This window comes from Mycobacterium colombiense CECT 3035, from assembly GCF_002105755.1.
In the GTDB taxonomy this organism is placed as follows: Bacteria; Actinomycetota; Actinomycetes; order Mycobacteriales; family Mycobacteriaceae; genus Mycobacterium; species Mycobacterium colombiense.
This window is the reverse complement of record NZ_CP020821.1, coordinates 4,254,309-4,275,873: the sequence shown is the minus strand read 5'-3', so window position 1 is coordinate 4,275,873 and position 21,565 is coordinate 4,254,309. Positions and strand designations below refer to the sequence as shown.

Genomic DNA, 21,565 nt, shown 5'->3' with positions numbered 1-21,565 from the left:
TATACGCACGCGTCTGGTCAATACCCTGGGGGGTATGGTATTACTTGATGTGGTTCGAGCCGTGACGTGCGGGTTACCCGATGACGCGGCCACGCGCCAGCCTGCTCCCCATCGGGCGCGGGCCAAATGGCCCTGTCGAGTGTGGCGCCGCGGGCCGAGACTTCTTACCAGAAAGACCAGGTCACAAAGGGAAGGAAACGTCAATGTCTACGTTTCTCAAGCGGGCTTGGGTGCCGCTTGTCGTCGTAGCGGCGGTCGCCCTCGGCGGCATCGCCGTCGACCGGCTCCGCGGTGTTTTCGGCTCGGACGCGATCTTCACCGCGACCGGCACCAGCGCCGAGCCGCTCGAAGCCTCGCACGTCAAGAGCGTGACCTATGAGGTCTACGGGCCCAGCGGCACGACCGGGAGCGTGAACTACCTCGACAACAACGCAGAGCCCAAGCAAGTGGACTTCACCGCACTGCCGTGGACTCTCACCATCACGACCACCGTGCCCGCGGTGATCGCCAGCCTGGTGGCGCAGGGCACCGGTGACGACATCGGGTGCCGCATCACCGTCAACGGCGAGCTCAAGGACGAGCGATCCTCGGCCGGGCGGCACGCCCAAACTTCCTGTCTGGTGAAGGCCGCATGAACACCGACAACGACACCCGTCCGAAGTTCATGCGGTTCGTCCGCACGTTCGCCATCCCCATCCTGCTGGGATGGCTCCTGCTGACCGTCGCCCTCAACGTGGTTGTGCCGCCGATCGAGTCGGTCGCACGAAATCACGCGGTGACCATGTCGCCGCAGGACGCACCCGCGATGATCGCCGCCAAGCGCATCGGCGCAACCTTTCACGAGTCGGACTCCGACAGCATCGCGATGATCGTCCTGGAAAGCAGCGGTCCACTCGGCGACGAGGCGCGCCACTACTACGACGGCCTGGTGAAGAAGCTGCAGGCCGACCCCAAACACGTCCAGCACGTCCAAAATGTATGGGGCGACCCACTTACCGCCGCCGGCGTCCAGAGCCGGGACGGCAAGGCCGCCTACGTCCAGCTCAACCTGGCGGGCAATCAGGGCAGCACCGAAGGCAACGAATCCGTCAAAGCCGTCCGCGAGATCGTCGACCGCTCACATCCGCCCAGCGGACTGAAGGTATACGTCACGGGTCCCGCGGCCCTGACGACCGACATGAACGAAGCCGCCGATAAAAGCATGTTCAAGATGATGGGCGTGACCGGCCTGGTCATCATGATCATGCTGTTCATCGCCTACCGGTCGATCAGCACGGTGCTGTTGATTCTCGTCATGGTCGGCTTCGAAATGGGCACGGCCAGAGGACTGGTCGCGCTGCTCGGGAACTCCGGCCTGTTGGGATTCTCGACGTTCGTGGTTGCGATGCTGTCGTCGTTGGCGATCGCGGCGGGAACCGATTACGCGATTTTTCTCGTCGGTCGCTATCAAGAGGCACGTCAGGCCGGCCAAGATCGAGAAGCCGCCTACTACACGATGTTTCGCGGGACCTACCACATCATCTTGGGGTCCGGGCTGACCATCGCCGGGGCAACGTTCTGCCTGCACTTGGCGCGCCTCTCGTATTTCAAGGCGCTCGGCATCCCGTCGGCGCTGGGCCTGCTCATCGTCGTGGCGGGGGCGATGACGGCAGGACCCGCGGTCGTCGCGGTGGCCACCCGGTTCGGCCTGCTCGACCCCCGGCGAATGATCAAGACGCGCGGCTGGCGGCGGATCGGCACCGCCACCGTGCGCTGGCCCGGTGCGGTTTTCGCTACCTCGGTCGTCATCGCCATCGTCGGCATCCTGATCATGCCGAGCATGAAGGTCAGCTACAACGATCGCTTCTACATACCGCGCAACCTACCGTCGAATGTCGGATATGCGGCGGCCGAGCGCCATTTCAGCGCCGCCACAATGAATCCCGACATCCTGATGGTCGAGAGCGATCACGACATGCGTAACAGCGGCGACATGATCATCCTGGACCGGATCGCCAAGAACGTCTTCGCATCGCCCGGAATCGCGATGGTGCAGAGCATCACCCGGCCGCTGGGCGGTCCGATCGAGCACACGTCCATCCCATTCCAGATCAGCGCGCAGGCGATTCCGATCCGGCAGAACATTCAGTTCATGAAGGACCGCACGGACGACATGCTCAAGATGGGCGATGACCTCGGCGCCATGATCGCCTCGATGCAGCGGATGCAGGGCCTGCTCGGACAGATGAGCGGCACGACGCATCAGATGGTCGGCGACATGCACGAAATGCAGGCCACGCTGAACGAGATGCGGGACCACCTGGCGGATTTCGATGATTTCGCGCGGCCGTTCCGCAACTACCTGTATTGGGAGCAGCATTGCTTCAACATCCCGGTGTGCTGGGCCTCGCGATCGGTCTTCGAAGCGATCGACGGCGTGGACAAATTCAGCGAGAACATGACCACGCTGATCAAAGACGTGAGCAACGTCGACGCCATACTGCCGCAGATGCTGGCCCAGTTTCCGCCGATCATCGCCGTCGCCCAGTCCATGCAGGGGACGCTACTCACGATGCACAGCAGCTTCTCCGGCCTGATCACGCAAATGGAGCAGATGACCGACACAGCCAGCGCGATGGGCCAGGCCTTCGACGCGTCGCGCAGTGGCGACTACTTCTACCTGCCGCCGGAAGCCTTCCAGAATCCCGACTTTCAGCGCGGCCTGAAGCTCTTCCTGTCGCCCGACGGGAAAGCCGCGCGCTTCATCATCACCCACGAGGCGGATCCTGCGACGCCGGCCGGAATTTCGGCGGTCATGCCGGAGCTGACCGCCGCGCATCAGGCCGTCAAGGGGACGAACCTGACCGGCGCCAAGTTCTACCTCGCCGGGACCGCGGCCATCTACCGCGACATCCAGTCGGGCTCGCATTACGACCTGCTGATCGTGGGGCTCGCGGCGCTGACGCTGATCTTCGTCGTGATGCTGATCATCACCCGCGCACTGGTGGCCTCCCTGGTGATCGTCGGCACGGTGCTGCTGTCGCTGGGCGCCGCCTTCGGCCTTTCGGTGCTGGTGTGGCAGCACCTCTTCGGTCTCGAATTGAATTGGATCGCACCGGTGTTCGGGTTGATCATCCTGCTGGCCGTCGGATCCGATTACAACCTGCTGCTCGTGTCGCGGTTCCAGGAAGAGATCGGCGCGGGGCTGAAGACCGGCATCGTCCGCTCGATGGGCGAGACCGGTGGCGTCGTCACCTCGGCGGGCCTGGTGTTCGCCTTCACGATGATGTCGATGGTCGCCAGCGACCTGCGCTCGATCGGCCAGGCCGGCAGCACGATTGGACTCGGGCTGCTGTTCGACACGCTGATCGTGCGGTCGTTGATGACGCCGTCGGTCGCGGCACTGCTCGGGCGCTGGTTCTGGTGGCCGATACGGGTGCGGCCACGGCCCGCCAGCTCCATGCTCCGGCCCTTCGGTCCGCGTCGCGTCGTTCGGTCGCTCTTACTGGGTGAGGCGACGGACCGGGCGAAGAGCGAACCCGATCCGGCCCTGGCTCCGTCGCCGAGCTGACGATCGCGGGCGCAAGATGGGGCTGTGAGGCTGCTGCTGATTGCCGATACCCACATTCCCAAACGCGCCCGCGACCTGCCCGCGGCGGTCTGGGACGAGGTTGCCGCGGCCGACGTCGTCGTGCACGCCGGCGACTGGATCGCGCCCGAGTTCCTCGATGAGCTCGAAGCCCGGGCGGCCCGGGTCGTGGGCTGCTGGGGAAACAACGACGGCCCGGCCTTGCGGGCGCGGCTGCCCGAACGCGCGGACGTGAACCTGGCCGGGGTGCGATTCACCGTCGTGCACGAGACCGGCGCCGCGACCGGGCGCGACGCCCGAATGTCGCGGCTCTACCCCGACAGCGCGGTGTTGGTGTTCGGGCACAGTCACATCCCGTGGGACACCACCACCGGCACCGGGTTGCGACTGCTCAATCCCGGGTCGCCGACGGATCGGCGCCGCCAACCGTTCTGCACCTACATGACCGCGCGCGTCGACGGCGGCGCGCTGACCGACGTTGAGCTGCATCGTCTGCCCAGGTAACGGGTACATACCTGCTACATAGCTTCCACACATAGATAGCTCGGCTACAGAGGTATTATGGGTGCATATGAAATCGCGCACTGATGTGGCGGGCGACCTGTTCGGCGTGGTCGGCAGGTTTCGCCGCCAACTCCGCAGGTCGGCCGGCCGCGGGTTCGATTCGTCGCGGCTCTCCGAGTCGCAGTCGGAGCTGTTGTGGCTGGTCGGACGCCGCCCGGGGATTTCGGTCAGCGCCGCGGCCGCCGAACTCGGGCTGGTGCCCAACACAGCCTCGACGCTGGTCACCAAGCTGGTGTCCGGCGGCCTGCTGCTGCGCACCGCCGGGGACACCGACCGCCGGGTGTGCGAACTCCGGCTCGCCGAGCCCGCCCAGCAGGTCGTCGACGCGTCCCGCGCCACCCGGCGGGCGCTGCTCTCCGAAGTGATCGACGAGCTCGACGACGACCAAATCGAGGCTTTGACAAAGGGATTGGAGGTCCTCGACACGATGACCCGAAAACTGCGAGAGCGGCGATCATGAGTGGATCGCTGCCGATGGCGGTCGACGCCCGCAACCTGACCTATCGCTATGGTCAGTTCACCGCCGTCGACGATGTGACGCTGCACGTGCGGCCCGGCGAGACGATGGGCCTGCTGGGGCCCAACGGCGCCGGTAAGACGACCATGGTCCGGATGCTGACCACGCTGACCCCGGTCCAGCACGGCGAACTGCGCATCTTCGGAATGGACGCGCGCCGCCAGACCACCGATATCAGAAGCAATATCGGCTATGTGCCGCAACAGCTTTCGATCGAGCCGGCACTGACCGGACGACAGAACGTGGCCTGGTTCGCGCGGTTGTACGGGGTGCCGCGCAACGAGCGCGCCGACCGCGTCGACCAGGCGCTGGTCGCGATGGACCTCATCGAGGTGGCCGACCGGCTGGCGTCGTCCTACTCCGGCGGCATGGTGCGCCGTCTCGAGGTGGCGCAGGCGCTGGTCAACCGCCCGTCGCTGCTGGTGCTCGACGAACCGACCGTCGGCCTGGATCCCATCGCGCGCGACGGCGTGTGGGCGCAGGTGCAGAAGATGCAGGCACAGTTCGGCATGACGGTGCTGCTGACCACCCACTACATGGAGGAGGCCGACGCGCTGTGCGACCGGGTCGCCCTGATGCACCGCGGTCAACTGCGCGCCGTCGGCACCCCCGACAAGTTGAAGGCGACGGTATCGCCGTCGGCCACCCTCGAGGACGTGTTCCGCCACTACGCGGCATCGGGTCTGGACGAAGACGACGATTCATCGGAGGTAAATGGGTCCATTCGCGAAATCCGTTCCAGCAGAAAGGTGGCGCGCCGTGTCGGTTGATAGCGCCATGGCGGGCACCCTGATTCGCGCCCCGCGCGGCTGGCAACGCGTCGGCGCGCTGTCCAGCCGCATCGGAGCCTTCGCGATCGTCGAACTGCAGAAGCTGCAACACGACCGGACCGAACTTGTCACCCGGATGGTGCAGCCCGCGCTGTGGCTGTTGATCTTCGGCACCACGTTCAGTCACCTCCATGTCATCCCCACCGGGTCGGTCTCCTATCTGGCGTTTCTGGCTCCGGGGATCATCGCCCAGTCGGCATTGTTCATCTCCATTTTCTATGGGATACAAATCATTTGGGACCGGGACGCCGGCGTGTTGGCCAAGCTCATGGTGACGCCCGCCCCCGCGTCGGCGCTGATCACCGGCAAGGCGTTCGCCGCGGGGTCCGTTCGGTGGCCCAGGTGGTCGGCGTGCTGGCGCTGGCGTACGCGATGGGTGTCGGCCTGACGGTCAATCCGCTGCGGATCGTCGCGGCAATGGCCATCGTCATGCTCGGCGCCGCCTTCTTCGCCTGCCTGTCGATGACGCTGGCGGGGCTGGTGCGCAGCCGCGACCGCCTGATGGGCATCGGCCAGGCGATCACCATGCCGCTGTTCTTCGCCTCCAACGCGCTGTATCCGGTCGACGTGATGCCGGCGTGGCTGCACGTGCTGAGCAAGGTCAACCCATTGAGCTACGAGGTGAACGCGCTGCGGGCGCTGCTGATCGGCACCCCGTTCAACCCCGCGGACATCGCGGTGCTGGTGGTGGCCGCGGTACTCGGAATCATCACGGCATCAACGCTTTTGCGCCGCCTGGTTGCCTGACACGTTGCCGATGCGTTAGCGCATGTGCTGTCGCGTCACAAGGTGGGGCACGGTTCCGAGAGCCGATCGTGACCCGACCGTGACGATTTCTGGGCGAGGCCCAATCGTTAGCTAACCGCGATCTGGCATCCCGGCCGCGACAACCGAATTCGGCGCTCCCACTGTGTTTCACTCCCCGAGAACAGATTCGACCGCACCCTGCGGCAGATGAAAGTTGGGATGGGTAGAGAGCTATGTCGTTCTTCGAAAAGTTGCGTGGGGCAGCGGCTACCATGCCGCGCCGACTGGCGATCGCGGCCATGGGGGCCTCCCTGCTGTCCGGTCTCGCCGTGGCCTCCGGCGGCTCCCCCGTCGCGGGTGCCTTCTCCAAGCCGGGGCTTCCGGTGGAGTACCTCGAGGTCCCGTCGCCGTCGATGGGCCGCAACATCAAGGTCCAGTTCCAGGGCGGCGGATCGCACGCCGTGTACCTGCTCGACGGCCTGCGCGCCCAGGACGATTACAACGGCTGGGACATCAACACCCCCGCCTTCGAGGAGTTCTACCAGTCCGGCCTGTCGGTGATCATGCCGGTCGGCGGCCAGTCCAGCTTCTACAGCAACTGGTACCAGCCGTCCTCGGGTAACGGGCAGAACTACACCTACAAGTGGGAGACCTTCCTGACCCAGGAAATGCCGCTGTGGATGCAGTCCAACAAGCAGGTTTCGCCGGCGGGCAACGCGGCGGTGGGCCTGTCGATGTCGGGCGGCTCCGCGCTGATCCTGGCGGCGTACTACCCGCAGCAGTTCCCGTACGCCGCCGCGCTGTCGGGCTTCCTCAACCCGTCCGAGGGGTGGTGGCCGACCCTGATCGGGCTGGCGATGAACGATGCGGGCGGCTACAACGCCAACAGCATGTGGGGGCCGTCCAGCGACCCGGCGTGGAAGCGCAACGACCCGATGGTCCAGATTCCGCGGCTGGTCGCCAACAACACCCGCCTCTGGGTCTACTGCGGCAACGGCACCCCCAGCGACCTCGGCGGCGACAACATGCCGGCGAAGTTCCTGGAGGGCATGACGCTGCGCACCAACGAGCAGTTCCAGAACAACTACGTGGCCGCGGGCGGCCGCAACGGGGTGTTCAACTTCCCGGCCAACGGGACGCACTCCTGGCCCTACTGGAACCAGCAGTTGGTCGCGATGAAGCCCGACATCCTGCAAACCCTCAACACGGTCAACGCCGCACCGGCTAGCGCGCCCACCGCTAACCCTCCCGCGGCTTAGGCCCAAGCCAGCATCGGCAGTAGCGCACCGGTCAGCGCTACTGCCGATGCTCTTTTTCACGCCTCGTCGAGCAGGGCCCGGCGATCGGAGTGGAAATACGTGTAGCCGGTGGTCAACGCGCAGCCGACGGTGGCCACCACCAGCATCCACGTCCCGTTGACCAGCGTGCTGATGAAGCCGCCCACCGTCGCGCCCACCGCGAAGCTGGCGAACAGCAGAAAGTAGCCCAGCCAGTCCGAAGCGGATCCGCCGGCGATGTGGCGCTCGATCCCCTGGCCCATCTTCACCAGCGTGCCGGTCACGTAGCTCAGCGGGACCGACACTTCGCCGTCCTTGACGAAGGATGTGTTCAACGAGCCAATCCCGAAGGCCACCAACATGATCGGTGCGAAATCGAGCAGATTCTCCTCCCAGCCCTCGTCGACGACGTCGGCCACGGTGGCCGCCGCCAGGCTGAACGTCGTCAGCACCGTCGGGCCGTGCGGGTGCGCCACCCAGAAATGCCGCCTGCAGACCGAGGCAACCACCACGCCGGCGACGAAGCAGACGATCAACACCCCCGCCGTGGCCGACAGCAGCACATCGCCGCGGAAATATCCGAGCACCGCGCGCTGGGCGTTGCCGGTCATGAAGGTAACGAAGTAGCCGGCGGAGTGGGTAAAGGCGGTCGCCCCCAATACGCCCGCTAGCGCCGCTAGCACCCACGACAACCGCGACTCGCTGTTGTAAATGTCAGTCGGCACACGGACATGCTTCCAGACGGCCGCGGCGCCCGCAGCGCGCGCGAAGCTAGCCCGACAGACGAGCGATGGAGCGCAATGGAATCGGCAGCCAGCTCGGGCGGTGCCGCGCCTCGTAGCCGGCCTCGTAGACGGCCTTGTCCAGCTCGTAGGCGGCCAGCAGCGGCGCCGAGTCGCGCGGGTCGATCCCGGAGGCGGCCGCGTAGCCGTCGCAGAACGCCGTCCGGTTGCGTTCGACCCATTCGCGGGCGCGCGCCGCCAACTGCTTGTCGTCCGCCTGGTCCACCAGCGGCCCGTAAGCGGCGTACTCGAACGACCGCAGCACGCCGGCCACGTCGCGCAACGGTGAATCGGGCGCGCGTCGCTCCTCGAGCGGCTGCCCCGGTTCGCCCTCGAAATCGATCAGCAGCCACCGCTCCGGCGTGCGCAACACCTGGCCCAGGTGCAGATCGCCGTGGACACGCTGCACGGTGATCTGCTCGGTGACCAGTTTCTGGAAGCGCTCTTCGATCGTCGCCGCATACTCGCTGAGTTCGGGCACCAGCGCCACGGTCGCCGACAGCCGCGACAGCACATTGTCCACCGGGAAGGCGGCCTGCGAGGTCCCGAGGGTTTCGGCGAGGGTGGCGTGCACCGACGCCACCGCCTCGCCGAGGCGGTAGGACTCACCGGCGAAGTCGCCGCCGACCTCGTGCGCGTACAGGTCACCCTCGGCGAACAGGTCGCGGACGCTGGCGGTGGCCATCGCCCAGCCCTCGGCGGCGTTGGCGGCGAACTCGGTCACCATGCCCAGCGGCCACGCCGTGTCGGCGCTGCCGTCCGAACCCGTCATCTCGTAGGTCCCCAGCAGCCGCGCGACGTGCGGGTTGCCCGCCCGGCCCAGCACGCGGTTCAGCTCGATGTCGGGGTTGATGCCGCTGCTGACCCGGCGGAAGACCTTGAAGATGGCGTCTCGGTCGAAGATGACGCTGGTGTTGGACTGCTCGGCGTCCGACACGTGGGCCATCGCCTCGAGCGGGAGCACCGCATCCGGTTCCTTGGCGAATGTCACCTCGGCGCCCGAGGCGTTGCCACGCGAGGCGGACGAGTCGATCAGCGACAGCAGAAACCGCGGCGCGTCGGCGTCATACATCGCGTCGAAGCCGGTCCGGTCCTCGGCGGCGCCGATGGTCGCGACGCCGCTGTACTCGGAGACCGGGGCGGCATCCCAGCGCACGATCACCTGGTATTGGTGCCGGGAACCGTCGGCGTAGTCGGCGTCGACGAGCACCAGGTCCAGGCCGTCGTCGAGCGGGACGACCACGCTTGCCTCGGCGCCGGTCAGTTCGCGGTTGCGCCCGGCGTACCAGCGTTGCTGTGGAAGCCACTCAGACCAGGGCAGCTTGGCCGGCTGAGTCATGTGCGCCACTCCTCTTCATCGCTTCGCTCTGCATCGTCGCCAGCGCGGTCATGTGCGCCACTCCTCTTCATCGCTTCGCTCTGCATCGTCGCCAGCGCGGTCATGTGCGCCACTCCTCTTCATCGCTTCGCTCTTCATCGTCGCCAGCGCGGTCATAAGCGCCACTCCTTCTCATCGGCTCCGCTGCGCGTCGTCGCGGCGCGAGTGGAAATCATCCATCCTCCTCGCATGCGGTCAGCTGGAACCAGTAGAACCCGTGTCCCGGCAGCGTGAGCAGGTAGGGCAGGTGACCGATGCGCGGGAACTCCACCTGCCCGGTCAGCTCGATCGGGGTGCTACCGCTCCAGTGCTGCAGATTCAGTTCGATCGGCTGAGGGAATCGCGACAGGTTGTTGACGCACAGCACGGTGTCACCGTCGTCGGACACCTGCCGCACGAAGGCCAGCACCGACGGGTTCGAGCCGCCCAGCTCTTCGAAGGTCCCTATCGCGAAGGCCTCGTGACGACGCCGCACCGCCAGCATCGTGCGGGTGAAGTTGAGCAGCGACGTGGAGGTGTCGCGCTGGGCCTCCACGTTGACCGCCTGATAGCCGTAGACGGAGTCCTGGCTGGGGGGCAGGTAGAGCCGGCCGGGATTGGCCTTGGAGAAGCCCGCGTTGCGATCCGGCGTCCACTGCATCGGTGTGCGCACCCCGTCGCGGTCACCGAGCCAGATCACGTCGCCCATGCCGATCTCGTCGCCGTAATACAGCACCGGCGAGCCGGGCAGCGACAGCAGCAACGCGGTGAACAGCTCGATCTGGTTGCGGTCGTTGTCCAGCAGCGGCGCCAACCGGCGGCGGATGCCGACGTTCGCCTTCATCCGCGGGTCCTTGGCGTACTCGGAGTACATGTAGTCGCGCTCTTCGTCGGTGACCATCTCGAGCGTCAGCTCGTCGTGGTTCCGCAGGAAGATCCCCCACTGCGCCATGTCCGGGATCTCGGGCGTCTGGGCCAGGATCTCCGAGATCGGAAAGCGGGATTCCCGGCGCACCGCCATGAAGATGCGCGGCATCAGCGGGAAGTGAAAGGCCATGTGGCATTCGTCACCGCCGGTGGTGGCGTCGCCGAAGTACTCGACCACGTCGGCCGGCCACTGGTTGGCCTCGGCCAGCAGCACCCGCCCGGGGAACTCGTCGTCGATGACCTTGCGGACGCGCTTGAGGAAGGCGTGTGTCTCGGGCAGGTTCTCGCAGTTGGTGCCCTCGCGTTCGAACAGGTAGGGCACCGCGTCCAGCCGGAACCCGTCGATGCCCAGCTCGAGCCAGAAGCGCAGCACGTCGATCATCGCTTCCTGCACGGCCGGGTTGTCATAGTTCAGGTCGGGCTGATGGGAGAAGAACCGGTGCCAGTAGAACTGCTTGCGCACCGGGTCGAAGGTCCAGTTGGACTCCTCGGTGTCGATGAAGATGATCCGCGCGTCGGTGTACTTCTCGGCGGTGTCGCTCCACACGTAGAAGTCGCCGTACGGGCCGTCGGGGTCGTGCCGCGACTCCTGGAACCAGGGGTGCGAGTCCGAGGTGTGGTTCATCACCAGGTCGGTGATGACCCGGATGCCCCGCTCGTGCGCGGCGTTGAGCAGCGCGACGAAGTCCTCGACCGTCCCGAACTCGGGAAGCACCTTGTAGAAGTCCCGGATGTCATACCCGCCGTCGCGCAGCGGTGAGTCGTAGAAGGGCGGCAGCCAGATGCAGTCGATGCCCAGCCACTGCAGGTAGTCCAGGCGCCCCAGCAGACCGCGCAGGTCACCGGCGCCGTCGGCGTTGGCGTCGAAGAACGCCCGGACCAGCACCTCGTAGAACACCGCGTGCTTGAACCACGTGGGGTCGGTGGGCAGCGCGGCGGCGTTGTTGAAGTCCTCGGCGTCGGGGTGCTCCACCACGCCGTCCTGGACGTGACTGCCACCTTCGGGATGGTGCTCGACAGCTTCTCTTGCGTCGTTCATCAAATCCACGATGCCACGGGTACCCTGGGCGCCACTTTCGGAATCACACCCCCACGTTTACGACGAAACACGCCCGGCAGCAAACGAATTCGCCACGGGTCGCGTCCCGTCGGCGCGGATATCAGGCCGGCGGTCCCTCCGCCAGGGTGATGTTGGCGGTGCGTTCGCCGCCGTCATTGGACCGGTAATGCACCGCGATGGTGTCCCCGGGGTGATGCGGGACGAGCACCTCGGTCATGGACGTCGCGCCGGTGATCGCGACGTTGTCGACGCCGGTGATGAGGTCACCGGGCGCGATCCCGGCGGCGCCGGCGGGACCGGCGTTGACCACCCGTTGCACCCGCGCGCCCGTGCCGTTGTTGTCCATCACGCCCAAACCGAGGAAGGCCGTGGGGCCGATGTGCACCGTGTTCGAGCCGGCGCCCGAGCGGATCTGTCCGGCGACTCCCATCGCGCGCCCGATCGGGATGGCGAAGCCCTGCCCGCCCGACATCTTGTAGCTGTCGGTGGCGGCGGTGTCCACGCCGATCACCTGGCCGGCGTTGTTCACCATCGGCCCGCCGGAATCGCCCGGCTTGATCGGGGCGTCCGCCTGGATCAGGCCGCCCAGGCTTTCTTGCGCGCCGGTCAGCGTGTCGGTCGCGGAGACGCTCTGGTTGAGCGCGACGACCTTGCCGGTCACCGCGTTGGGCGTGCCACCCTGGCCGTTGACGTTGCCGAGCGCCACGATGGGCTCGCCCACGGTGGCCTCGCCGCCGATCGCGGCGGTCGGAAGGCCGCTCGCGCCGCGCAGTTGCAGCACCGCGATGTCCTGCGTCCGGTCGTAGCCGACCACGTCGACGGCGTAGGTCTGCCCGTTACCGACGTCGAATGCGCTGATGTCGGTGGCGCCGGAGATCACGTGGTTGTTGGTCAGGACGACACCGTTGGGGTCGATCACGATGCCGGTTCCGGCGCCCACCGCGTTGTTGTAGCCGAATTTGGTGTCGATGTTGACCACCTGCGGCCCGACCTGACCGACCATCGCCGACGGGTCCAGCGGCGCCTGCGGACGGTCGGTGAACCGGTCCAGCGCGAAATTCGACGGTGCTCCCGACGCCGGCGCGAGGCCCACCCCGGACCCCAAACCGAGGCCCAGGCCCACCACGGTCAGCACGCTGACCAACCATGACCACAAGACCGGGCGGTGCTGCGATTTGCTCATCGGTGTCACCCTCCTGCTTCGCGGTAAAGAACAACTGTCCCGGCCTCAGGATCTTGGCGGCACATTTGTGTGTATATAACCGTAATGCAGGTAGCTATGCACGGCATGTGCCAGGTCTGACGAGCCGCGTCGGCTTCGCGCCCTCGTCTGGCGCGCGTCTTAAGCTGACCGAGTGGGCGAATTCGACCCCAAGGCCGGCTTCATCGGGTCCCCGGTAGCCCGGCTGGCCACGGTCGCGCCCGGCGGCCTGCCGCACCTGGTGCCGGTGGTCTTCGCGGTCGCCGCCGGCGACCCGGACGGGCCCGACATCGTCTACACGGCCGTCGACGCGAAACCGAAAACGACGCGGCGGCTGCGCCGGCTGGCCAACATCGACGACAACCCGCGGGTGAGCCTGCTCGTCGATCACTACGCCGACGACTGGACCCAGCTGTGGTGGGTGCGCGCCGACGGTCTGGCCACGGTCCACACCGACGGTGACGCCGTTGATCTCGGCCGTCGCCTGCTGCGCGCGAAATACCCTCAATATCAATCGGTTTCGCTGGACGGCCCGGTGATCGAGGTCGCCGTGCGGCGTTGGTCCAGCTGGCACTACTGAGCGGCGACCCGTAAGTCCCGGGTACCTGATCTGGCCCGACGGTCTTGTGGTCGACCGAAGTTGGGTGAATGGTAGCTAGATAGGTGCTTACTAGGTCAGCAACGGCGCGCCCTGGGCAACCTGGAGGAAAGTCATGGCCGACAGGACAACTAGTTCCCAAGGAGCGGCTAACGCTCCTACCGCCAACGGTCCGGACGACATTCGCAACGTCGTGCTGGTAGGTCCGTCGGGCGGCGGCAAGACGACGCTCGTGGATGCCCTGCTGGTCGCCGCCGGAGTGCTGAACCGAAGCGGCTCGGTCGCCGACGGCAGCACGGTCTGCGACTACGACGATGCCGAGATCCGCCAACAACGTTCCGTGGGCGTCGCCGTGGCGTCCCTGTCGCACGACGGCATCAAGGTGAACCTGGTCGACACCCCCGGATACGCCGACTTCGTCGGAGAGTTGCGCGCCGGGCTGCGCGCCGCGGATTGCGCGCTGTTCGTCATCGCGGCCAACGAAGGCGTCGACGAGCCCACCAAATCGCTGTGGCAGGAATGCAACCAGGTCGGCATGCCCCGCGCCGTGGTGATCACCAAGCTCGACCATGCGCGGGCGAACTACGCCGAGGCGCTGGCCGCCGCGCAGAATGCGTTCGGCGACAAGGTGTTACCCCTCTATCTGCCCACCGACCTGCCGTCCTGTCACGGCCTCATCGGACTGCTGTCGCAGACCCGCTACGAGTACGCCGACGGCAATCGCACCGTGCAGCCACCCAATCCCTCCGACGCCGAGCAGATCGAGGAGGCACGCGGCGCCCTGATCGAGGGAATCATCGAGGAGTCCGAGGACGAGTCACTGATGGAGCGCTATCTCGGGGGCGAGGCCATCGACGAATCCGTGCTCATCGAAGACCTGGAGCGCGCCGTCGCCAGGGGGTCGTTCTTTCCGGTGATCCCGGTCTGCAGCAGCAGCGGCGTCGGCACCCTGGAATTGCTGGAGGTCGCCACGCGCGGCTTCCCGTCACCGCGGGAACACCCGCTGCCCGACGTCTTCACGCAGGTCGGCGCGCCGCACGCCAGCCTGAAGTGTGCCGCCGACGCGCCGCTGCTCGCGGAGGTGGTGAAGACGACGTCGGACCCGTACGTGGGCAGGGTCAGCCTCGTCCGGGTGTTCTCCGGCACCATCAGGCCCGACGCGACGGTTCATGTGTCGGGCCATTTTGCGTCGTTCTTCGGCACGCCCAACGGCTCGGACTCCAGGGGCCATGCGCATCCCGACCACGACGAGGACGAGCGCATCGGGGTGCTGTCCTTCCCGCTGGGCAAGCAGCAGCGCCCGGCGACGGCCGCGGTGGCGGGTGACATCTGCGCGATCGGCAAACTGAGCCGCGCCGAAACCGGTGACACACTCTCGGACAAGTCGGAGCCGTTGGTGCTGAAGCCCTGGACCATGCCCGAGCCCCTGTTGCCGGTCGCGATCGCGGCGCACGCCAAGACCGACGAGGACAAGTTGTCGGTGGGACTGGGACGGTTGGCCGCCGAGGACCCGACCCTGCGGATCGAACAGAACCCCGAAACCCACCAGATCGTGCTGTGGTGCATGGGCGAGTCGCACGCGGGTGTCGTGCTCGACGCGCTGGCCAACCGCTACGGCGTGACCGTCGACACCGTGGAACTGCGGGTCCCGCTGCGAGAAACGTTCGCCGGCAAGGCCAAAGGCCACGGCCGCCACGTCAAGCAGTCCGGCGGGCACGGCCAGTACGCGGTGTGCGACATCGAGGTGGAGCCGCTACCGGAAGGGTCGGGGTTCGAATTCGTCGACAAGGTGGTCGGCGGCGCGGTGCCGCGGCAATTCATCCCGAGCGTGGAGAAGGGCGTGCGGGCGCAGATGGAGAAGGGCGTGCACGCGGGCTATCCGGTGGTCGACATCCGCGTCACCCTGCTCGACGGCAAGGCGCACAGCGTCGACTCGTCGGACTTCGCGTTCCAGATGGCGGGCTCGCTGGCGCTGCGCGAGGCCGCCGCCGCGACCAAGGTGGCGCTGCTCGAGCCCATCGATGAGATCTCGGTGCTAGTGCCCGACGATTTCGTCGGAGCGGTGATGGGTGATCTGTCCAGCCGGCGCGGCCGGGTGCTCGGCTCCGACACCGCGGGCAACGAGCGCACCGTGGTCAGGGCCGAGGTGCCGCAGGTGGAGTTGACCCGCTACGCGATCGACCTGCGGTCGCTGGCCCACGGCGCCGCCTCGTTCACCCGTTGCTTCGCCCGCTACGAACCCATGCCGGAATCCGCGGCCGCCCGGCTGACCGCCGCCGTCTAGCGCCCCGTTCAGGCCTTGCCCGATGGCGGCGACCCGCTGCGCCCGGCTTCGCCGCGTTTGCGATCGCCGCTAGCCCGATGGCGGCGACCCGCTGCGGCCGAACCGCTCGGCCACCGCGCGGCGGTCCAGCGAGCCCTTGGCGGTATGCGGCAACTCGTCGGCCTGCTGGAACTCGGCCGGCACCTCGAAGGGCGCCAGGCGGTCGCGGCAGAACGCCGTCAGTTCGTCGGCCGTCGGCGCGGCCGAGCCGCGGGCGACGATGACGGCGGCGACGGTCTCGCCGTACAGCGCGTCCGGCTTGCCGAAGACGCCCACCTCGAGGACGTCGGGGTGGGTGGCCAGGACGCCCTCGACGCGCTCCGGCGAAATCTTCTCCCCGCCCCGGTTGATCAGTTCCTTGATGCGGCCGCGGATCACGAGGTCGCCGGCGGGCGACAGGGTGCCCAGGTCGCCGGTATGCAGCCACCCCCGGGTGAAATTGGCGGCGGTGATGGACGGGTCGCCGAGGTAGCCGCGCACCACGGTCGGCCCCTGCAGCCACACCTCGCCGACGGTCTCCGCCGGCAGCGTCTGGCCGTCGGGCCCCACGATCCGGATCTGCGGTCCGGTCGATCGGCCGACGAGACCGGGTGTGGCGCCGGGGTTTTCGCTGCTGCCGGCGCCGTCGATGGCCGTCGTCGCCACCTGGTGGGTCGACTCGGTCATCCCGAACGCGCACACCACCGGCGCCGAGAACGTCTCGTGCAGCGCCTGCGCGGTCTCGGCGGTCAGCGGCGCGCTGCAGCTGCGGATGAACCGCAGGGCGTGCGTCCCACCCGGCTGCTCCGTTCGCGCGCGCTCCAGCAAGATCTGATGGATCGTCGGGACGGCGGTGTACCAGGTGGCCCCGACGGCCTCGATGTCGTCCCAGAACGTGTGCGCCGAGAACCTTCCGCGCGCGGGCAACAACACCGCTCCCCCGGACACCAGGGTCCCCAGCAGCGCGGCGAGCAGGCCGTGCCCGTGGTACAGCGGCATCACCGCCACCGTCGCGTCCCGCGGGCCCAGCCCGTAACCGGCGATGATGGCCGACACCGAGCGGGCGACGTTGTGGCGCGTCCAGGGCACCATCTTGGGCACCCCGGTGGTGCCGCCGGTGAACATGATCATGGCGTCGTCGTCGCGCAGCCCCTCCGGCGCGGGCACGTCGCCCGCGGGTGCGGCGGTGACAGCCAGGCTCACCGCCGGGGCGCCGCCGTCGGACCCGACGGTCACCGCGATCGGCCACCACGGCAAGCCGTCCGCCGTGTCGTTCTCGGCGCCGGCGGCCTGGTCGACGAGCACCGCCCGGGCGCCCACCGCCGCGCTGCGGGCGCGTTGATCGGCGACGGGTAGGGCCGGATCCAGGGGCACCACAACGAGATTCGCACGCGATCCGGCCAGCAGCCCGATGACGAATTCGGCGTTACTGCCGGCGCGCAGCGCGACCCGGTCGCCGGGCAGCAGGCCGGCGGCCTTGAGCTGGGCGGCCAGATCGTCGACCAACCGGATCACGTCGCGGTAGCTGACCGGTATGCGCTCGGCGGTGACGACCAGGGCCGGTGCGTCCGGCGCCCTACGTGTGGCCGCCCCGACCAGATCGGCGATGCCGGGGCTCGCGGATTCCGTGGACCCCTCGCCGGTGGCGATCGTGTCAGTGGTCATGGCCGCACTCCTTCCTGTCTTGCTTACCGATGTCACCCTGCCGGGTGGCCTTCCGGTGCGTCCAATATCGGTTCGCTCACGATCGACAACCGGCGCCTATCGATTCGCGGTACTGTCGCACTGACCTGCAACGATAGACGGCATCAATCGCCGGATAGTGCCCTCGTCTTGGACACCCGGGGGCCGCGGGGGTCACAGTGATGGCCAAGGCAGTACGGCACAGCATCCCGAGGAGTCGCCACATGTCCACCGCTTCGGCATCCCCGAACCCGACGGGCCTGATCGACGGCTTTCACCTCGTGGTGGACGCGCTGAAGGCCAACGACGTGGAGACGATCTACGGCATCGTCGGCATCCCGATCACCGACCTCGCGCGCGTCGCTCAGGCGTCGGGCATCCGCTACATCGGTTTTCGGCAGGAGGCCTCGGCCGGCAACGCCGCGGCCGCGGCCGGATTCCTCACCCGCCGCCCGGCGTCTGCCTCACCACGTCCGGGCCCGGCTTCCTCAATGCCCTACCGGCGCTGGCGAACGCCACGACGAATTGCTTTCCGATGATCCAGATTTCCGGCTCCAGCAATCGGGCGCTGGTGGACCTGCAGCGCGGCGATTACCAGGACATCGATCAGCTCGGTGCCGCAAAGCCGTTCGCCAAGGCGGCCTATCGGATCGGCCGGATCGAGGACATCGGGCGCGGGGTCGCGCGCGCGGTTCGCACCGCCGTCTCCGGCCGGCCCGGCGGGGTCTATTTGGACATCCCCGGTGAGATCCTGGGCCAGGCGATGGACGCCGCCGCCGCGGCGGGCACGGTCTGGCGGGTGGTCGATCCGGCACCGCGGCAGCTTCCCGCGCCGGATGCGATCGACCGCGCGCTGGGGGTGCTAGCCCAAGCGCGCCGGCCGTTGATCGTGCTCGGCAAGGGCGCGGCGTATGCCCAGGCCGACAACGTGATTCGGCAGTTCGTCGAGGCGACCGGGATTCCGTTCCTGCCGATGTCGATGGCCAAGGGCCTGCTGCCGGATTCACACCCACAGTCGGCGGCCGCGGCCCGCTCGCTGGCGATCTCGCGCGCCGACGCGGTTCTGCTGGTCGGTGCCCGGCTGAATTGGCTTCTGGGCCACGGAGAGTCACCGCAATGGGACCGGGACGCCAAGTTCGTCCAGGTGGACATCGCCGCCTCCGAGTTCGACAGCAACCAGCGGATCGATGCGCCGCTGGCCGGCGACGTCGGCTCGGTGATGTCCGCTCTGCGCGACGGTGTGGTCGCGCACCCGATCACAGCTCCGCCGGAGTGGGTCGCCGAGCTGGCCGAGCGCGCCGCGCGAAACGACGCCAAGATGCGCGAGCGCCTGGCCGAAGATCCGCACCCGATGCGGTTCTACAACGCCCTCGGCGCGATTCGCTCTGTGCTGCAGGACAACCGCGACGTGTACGTCGTCAACGAAGGGGCCAACGCGCTCGATCTGGCCCGCAACGTCATCGACATGGAGCTGCCGCGGCACCGGCTGGACACCGGAACCTGGGGCGTGATGGGCATCGGCATGGGCTATGCCATCGGCGCCGCCGTCGAGACCGGCAAGCCGGTGATCGCGATCGAGGGTGACAGCGCATTCGGGTTCAGCGGCATGGAGATCGAGACCATCTGCCGCTACCGGCTGCCGGTGACCGTCGTCATCCTCAACAACGGCGGCGTCTACCGCGGCGACGAGACCACGGCCGGCAGGGCTGCCGCGGGATCCGATCCGGCCCCGACCGTGCTGAGCGCCCGGGCGCGCCACGAGCTGCTCGCGGAGGCGTTCGGCGGCAAGGGATATCACGTCACGACCCCCTCGGAGCTGCGCGCGGCGCTGACGGAGGCGCTCGGCTCCGGGGCGCCGTCACTGATCGACTGCGAACTCGACCCGGCGGCGGGCGTGGAAAGCGGGCACCTGTCCAACCTGAACCCGGCCAGCGCGGCCACCCGGCCGCCGGCGGCGGTCAGCGCCGGCGGGTGAGGCCCAAGAGCTGGGCGTCGAAAAATTCGTTCAGCGAAAGCTGGCCGGCCGACGTGGCCAGCGCGCGGGCGATCGGCGATCCCGGTCCGCTCGAGTTGGTGGCCAGGGCGACATCGGCTTTGAGCACCGGATCGACCATCTCCACCGCCCGGATGTCCGGACCCAGCGGCGACGTCCACAGCCACGTGTGCGGCACGATGGACGCCCAGTTACCCGCCGATGCCTGTGCGAATAACGATGCGACGGAATCTGTTTCGACCTGCGGGCTGACCGTGATCGAATGGTCGGCGAACGCTTTGTCGATGATCTGGCGATCGCGCATGTCGGGGGTGAGCAACGCCAGCGGGAGTTGCGCGGCCTCGGCCCAGGCCATCGTCGCCGCACCGGATCCCACCATGTCCGCGGGCGCCAACAGCACGTAGCGCTCCTGGTATAGCGGAACCAAATTCACGTCGTGGGCCTCGTCGGGCGACGCATGCACGATGGCGGCGTCGATCTCGAACTCACGCAGGCGCCGGTACAGTTCGGTGGCCGCGAGCCGGGACAGGATGTGCACCTTGACCAACGGGTGCGCCGAACAGAACGCCGAGAGCACCAGTGACGCGGTGGTGGACGCGGTGGGAACCGTGCCCAACCGCAGGGTTCCGGTGATGCCCGAGCGCACGGCGTCCACTTCGGACTTGAACGCGTCGTGCTCGGCCAGAATCCGCCTGGCCCACACCACCAACCGCTCGCCTTCCGGTGTGAGGCCCTCGAAGCTGTGCCCGCGGTTGATCAGCGTGACGTTGAGTTCTCGCTCCAGCTTGGCGATCGCGGCCGACAGCGCAGGCTGGGAGACAAAGCACTTTTCGGCGGCCCGGGCGAAGTGCCGCTCGGAGGCGACGGCGACGAAATACTCCAGTTGACGAAAGAGCACCCGCACTCCTCGGGTCGGGCTCGGCCTCGGCGCGCCGATCCCGCTGAGGCTAACGCGTCGCCGGCGGGCGGGCCAAGCCGACGTTTGCGCCCGGACTGTTGCGGCTATTCCGATGAGTCGGCCCATCGGGCCGGGCGATGGGTTGCGGCCACGAAGTCCCGCGAAATCCGAAGCCTCGGTGCCGCTTTCATCGCAACTGCGGGCGCGGGCTCGGGGCGAAGGTGGCGGATGGCGATGCCGCACCGCGCTACCCGTGCGACCGCCCTTCGACGCGGTTGAACTCAATCGGTGATCGAATCGTGACCGTGGCGACCGGGCCGAGCTGCCATTGTTTGCTGAAACCGGTGATTAGTGGGTAACCAGTAGAATATCGGTGTGTTGGTCGCACCATCTCGAAGGGTGGACGCTATGCGTCGAGGTGTTCGTTATCTATTTGTTATGGTCGCGATCACGGCCGTGGGCCTGGTGGCACCGGTCGGCCGAAGCAGCGCCGCCGTGCCGCTGCCGCACCCGGGACCCGAAGTCGCCTCGATTTTGCCCGCCGCCGGCGACGTGGTGGGTGTGGCCCACCCGGTGGTGGTGACGTTCACCGCCCCGGTGGTCGACCGGGCCGCGGCCGAACGGTCAATCCACGTGACGTCGCCCAGCGGCACGCCCGGGCATTTCCAGTGGGTCCAGGACAACGTCGTGCAGTGGGTGCCGAACCAGTACTGGCCGGCCCACACCCACGTGTCGGTCGGCGTGCAGGCCCTGACGACGGGCTTTGACACCGGCGATGCGCTCCTCGGCGTGGCCAGCATCTCCAAGCACACCTTCACCGTGAGCAGGGACGGAGAGGTGCTGCGCACCATGCCCGCGTCGATGGGCAAGCCCAGCCGGCCCACCCCGATCGGCAGCTTCACCGCGCTGGAAAAGCAGCGCACCGTGGTGATGGACTCGCGGACCATCGGCATCCCGCTCAGCTCCCCCGAGGGGTACAAGATCACCGCCTCGTACGCCGTTCGCGTCACCTGGAGCGGCGTCTACGTGCACTCCGCCCCGTGGTCGGTCGATTCCCAGGGCAACGCCAACGTCAGCCATGGCTGCATCAACCTCAGCCCCGACAACGCCGCCTGGTACTTCAACGAGGTGAACGTCGGCGACCCCATCCAGGTCGTGGCCTGAGCGCCAACGACGCGTCCGCGGCGCTTCCGCGCGACTCGGAGCGCGTCTACGCCGCGGTGTGACGACCGTCACAAGCATTGAACGGAAGTGTGGCCCG

At 67.6% G+C, this 21,565-nt stretch carries 15 protein-coding genes and 2 pseudogenes; 11 read left to right on the top strand and 6 right to left on the bottom strand.

The window, feature by feature from the left end; genetic code table 11:
* Positions 1-203: 203 nt before the first annotated feature.
* From B9D87_RS20035 to ag85C, 7 genes and pseudogenes are all read left to right on the top strand, one after another.
* Positions 204-635 carry an MmpS family transport accessory protein gene (locus tag B9D87_RS20035; protein WP_007769391.1) on the top strand — a complete coding sequence of 144 codons (432 nt, stop codon included), beginning with the start codon at positions 204-206 and terminating at the stop codon, positions 633-635.
* Entirely contained in the window at positions 632-3,550 is a 2,919-nt protein-coding gene (locus B9D87_RS20030) for an MMPL/RND family transporter (RefSeq protein ID WP_007769392.1), read from the top strand. The genes B9D87_RS20035 and B9D87_RS20030 overlap by 4 nt, the downstream gene beginning before the upstream one ends.
* 24 nt (positions 3,551-3,574) lie before the next feature.
* Positions 3,575-4,072, top strand: a complete 498-nt coding sequence (locus tag B9D87_RS20025) for a metallophosphoesterase family protein (protein WP_007769393.1) — start codon at positions 3,575-3,577, stop codon at positions 4,070-4,072.
* Between the two features lie 67 nt (positions 4,073-4,139).
* Positions 4,140-4,592 (top strand): MarR family winged helix-turn-helix transcriptional regulator, encoded by a 453-nt coding sequence (locus B9D87_RS20020; protein WP_040629483.1) that lies wholly within the window; start codon positions 4,140-4,142, stop codon positions 4,590-4,592.
* Entirely contained in the window at positions 4,589-5,419 is an 831-nt protein-coding gene (locus B9D87_RS20015; protein ID WP_040629484.1) for an ATP-binding cassette domain-containing protein, read from the top strand. The genes B9D87_RS20020 and B9D87_RS20015 overlap by 4 nt, the downstream gene beginning before the upstream one ends.
* A pseudogene (locus tag B9D87_RS20010) lies at positions 5,409-6,226 on the top strand (ABC transporter permease). Before B9D87_RS20015 ends, B9D87_RS20010 begins: the two are co-directional and overlap by 11 nt.
* A gap of 233 nt (positions 6,227-6,459) precedes the next feature.
* A complete protein-coding gene (gene ag85C, locus B9D87_RS20005; protein ID WP_007769401.1) occupies positions 6,460-7,485 on the top strand; it encodes a diacylglycerol acyltransferase/mycolyltransferase Ag85C in 1,026 nt (341 codons plus the stop codon).
* Positions 7,486-7,541: 56 nt separating this feature from the next.
* On the opposite strand, the gene B9D87_RS20000 is transcribed toward ag85C, so the two are convergent.
* The 4 genes from B9D87_RS20000 to B9D87_RS19985 form a co-directional block, all read right to left on the bottom strand.
* Positions 7,542-8,228 (bottom strand): YoaK family protein, encoded by a 687-nt coding sequence (locus B9D87_RS20000; protein WP_007769404.1) that lies wholly within the window; start codon positions 8,226-8,228, stop codon positions 7,542-7,544.
* Between the two features lie 46 nt (positions 8,229-8,274).
* On the bottom strand, positions 8,275-9,624 hold the full coding sequence (locus tag B9D87_RS19995) for a maltokinase N-terminal cap-like domain-containing protein (protein WP_040629487.1): 1,350 nt from the start codon (positions 9,622-9,624) through the stop codon (positions 8,275-8,277).
* Positions 9,625-9,835: 211 nt separating this feature from the next.
* A complete protein-coding gene (treS, locus tag B9D87_RS19990; protein ID WP_007769417.1) occupies positions 9,836-11,608 on the bottom strand; it encodes a maltose alpha-D-glucosyltransferase in 1,773 nt (590 codons plus the stop codon).
* A gap of 121 nt (positions 11,609-11,729) precedes the next feature.
* Positions 11,730-12,812 carry a S1C family serine protease gene (locus B9D87_RS19985; protein ID WP_007769419.1) on the bottom strand — a complete coding sequence of 361 codons (1,083 nt, stop codon included), beginning with the start codon at positions 12,810-12,812 and terminating at the stop codon, positions 11,730-11,732.
* Positions 12,813-12,984: 172 nt separating this feature from the next.
* Here B9D87_RS19985 and B9D87_RS19980 point away from each other — a divergent pair, with 172 nt between their 5' ends.
* Together B9D87_RS19980 and B9D87_RS19975 are read left to right on the top strand one after the other, a co-directional pair.
* Entirely contained in the window at positions 12,985-13,410 is a 426-nt protein-coding gene (locus B9D87_RS19980; protein ID WP_007769421.1) for a TIGR03668 family PPOX class F420-dependent oxidoreductase, read from the top strand.
* A 133-nt stretch (positions 13,411-13,543) separates the two neighbouring features.
* On the top strand, positions 13,544-15,712 hold the full coding sequence (locus B9D87_RS19975; RefSeq protein ID WP_007769423.1) for an elongation factor G-like protein EF-G2: 2,169 nt from the start codon (positions 13,544-13,546) through the stop codon (positions 15,710-15,712).
* Positions 15,713-15,781: 69 nt separating this feature from the next.
* Here the strand turns inward: B9D87_RS19975 and B9D87_RS19970 are convergent, their stop codons facing one another.
* Positions 15,782-17,395: a FadD7 family fatty acid--CoA ligase gene (locus tag B9D87_RS19970; RefSeq protein ID WP_007769425.1), complete on the bottom strand. Its 1,614-nt coding sequence runs from the start codon at positions 17,393-17,395 to the stop codon at positions 15,782-15,784.
* A 200-nt stretch (positions 17,396-17,595) separates the two neighbouring features.
* On the opposite strand from B9D87_RS19970, the pseudogene oxc reads away from it, so the two are divergent.
* A pseudogene (gene oxc, locus B9D87_RS19965) lies at positions 17,596-19,388 on the top strand (oxalyl-CoA decarboxylase).
* On the opposite strand, the gene B9D87_RS19960 reads toward oxc, so the two are convergent.
* Positions 19,372-20,304: a LysR family transcriptional regulator gene (locus tag B9D87_RS19960; protein ID WP_007769429.1), complete on the bottom strand. Its 933-nt coding sequence runs from the start codon at positions 20,302-20,304 to the stop codon at positions 19,372-19,374. The pseudogene oxc and the gene B9D87_RS19960 sit on opposite strands and share 17 nt — an antisense overlap.
* Positions 20,305-20,712: 408 nt before the next feature.
* On the opposite strand from B9D87_RS19960, the gene B9D87_RS19955 reads away from it, so the two are divergent.
* The gene (locus B9D87_RS19955) at positions 20,713-21,468 is read left to right on the top strand and encodes a L,D-transpeptidase (protein ID WP_007769431.1); all 756 of its coding nucleotides are present in this window, start codon (positions 20,713-20,715) and stop codon (positions 21,466-21,468) included.
* Positions 21,469-21,565 lie beyond the last annotated feature (97 nt).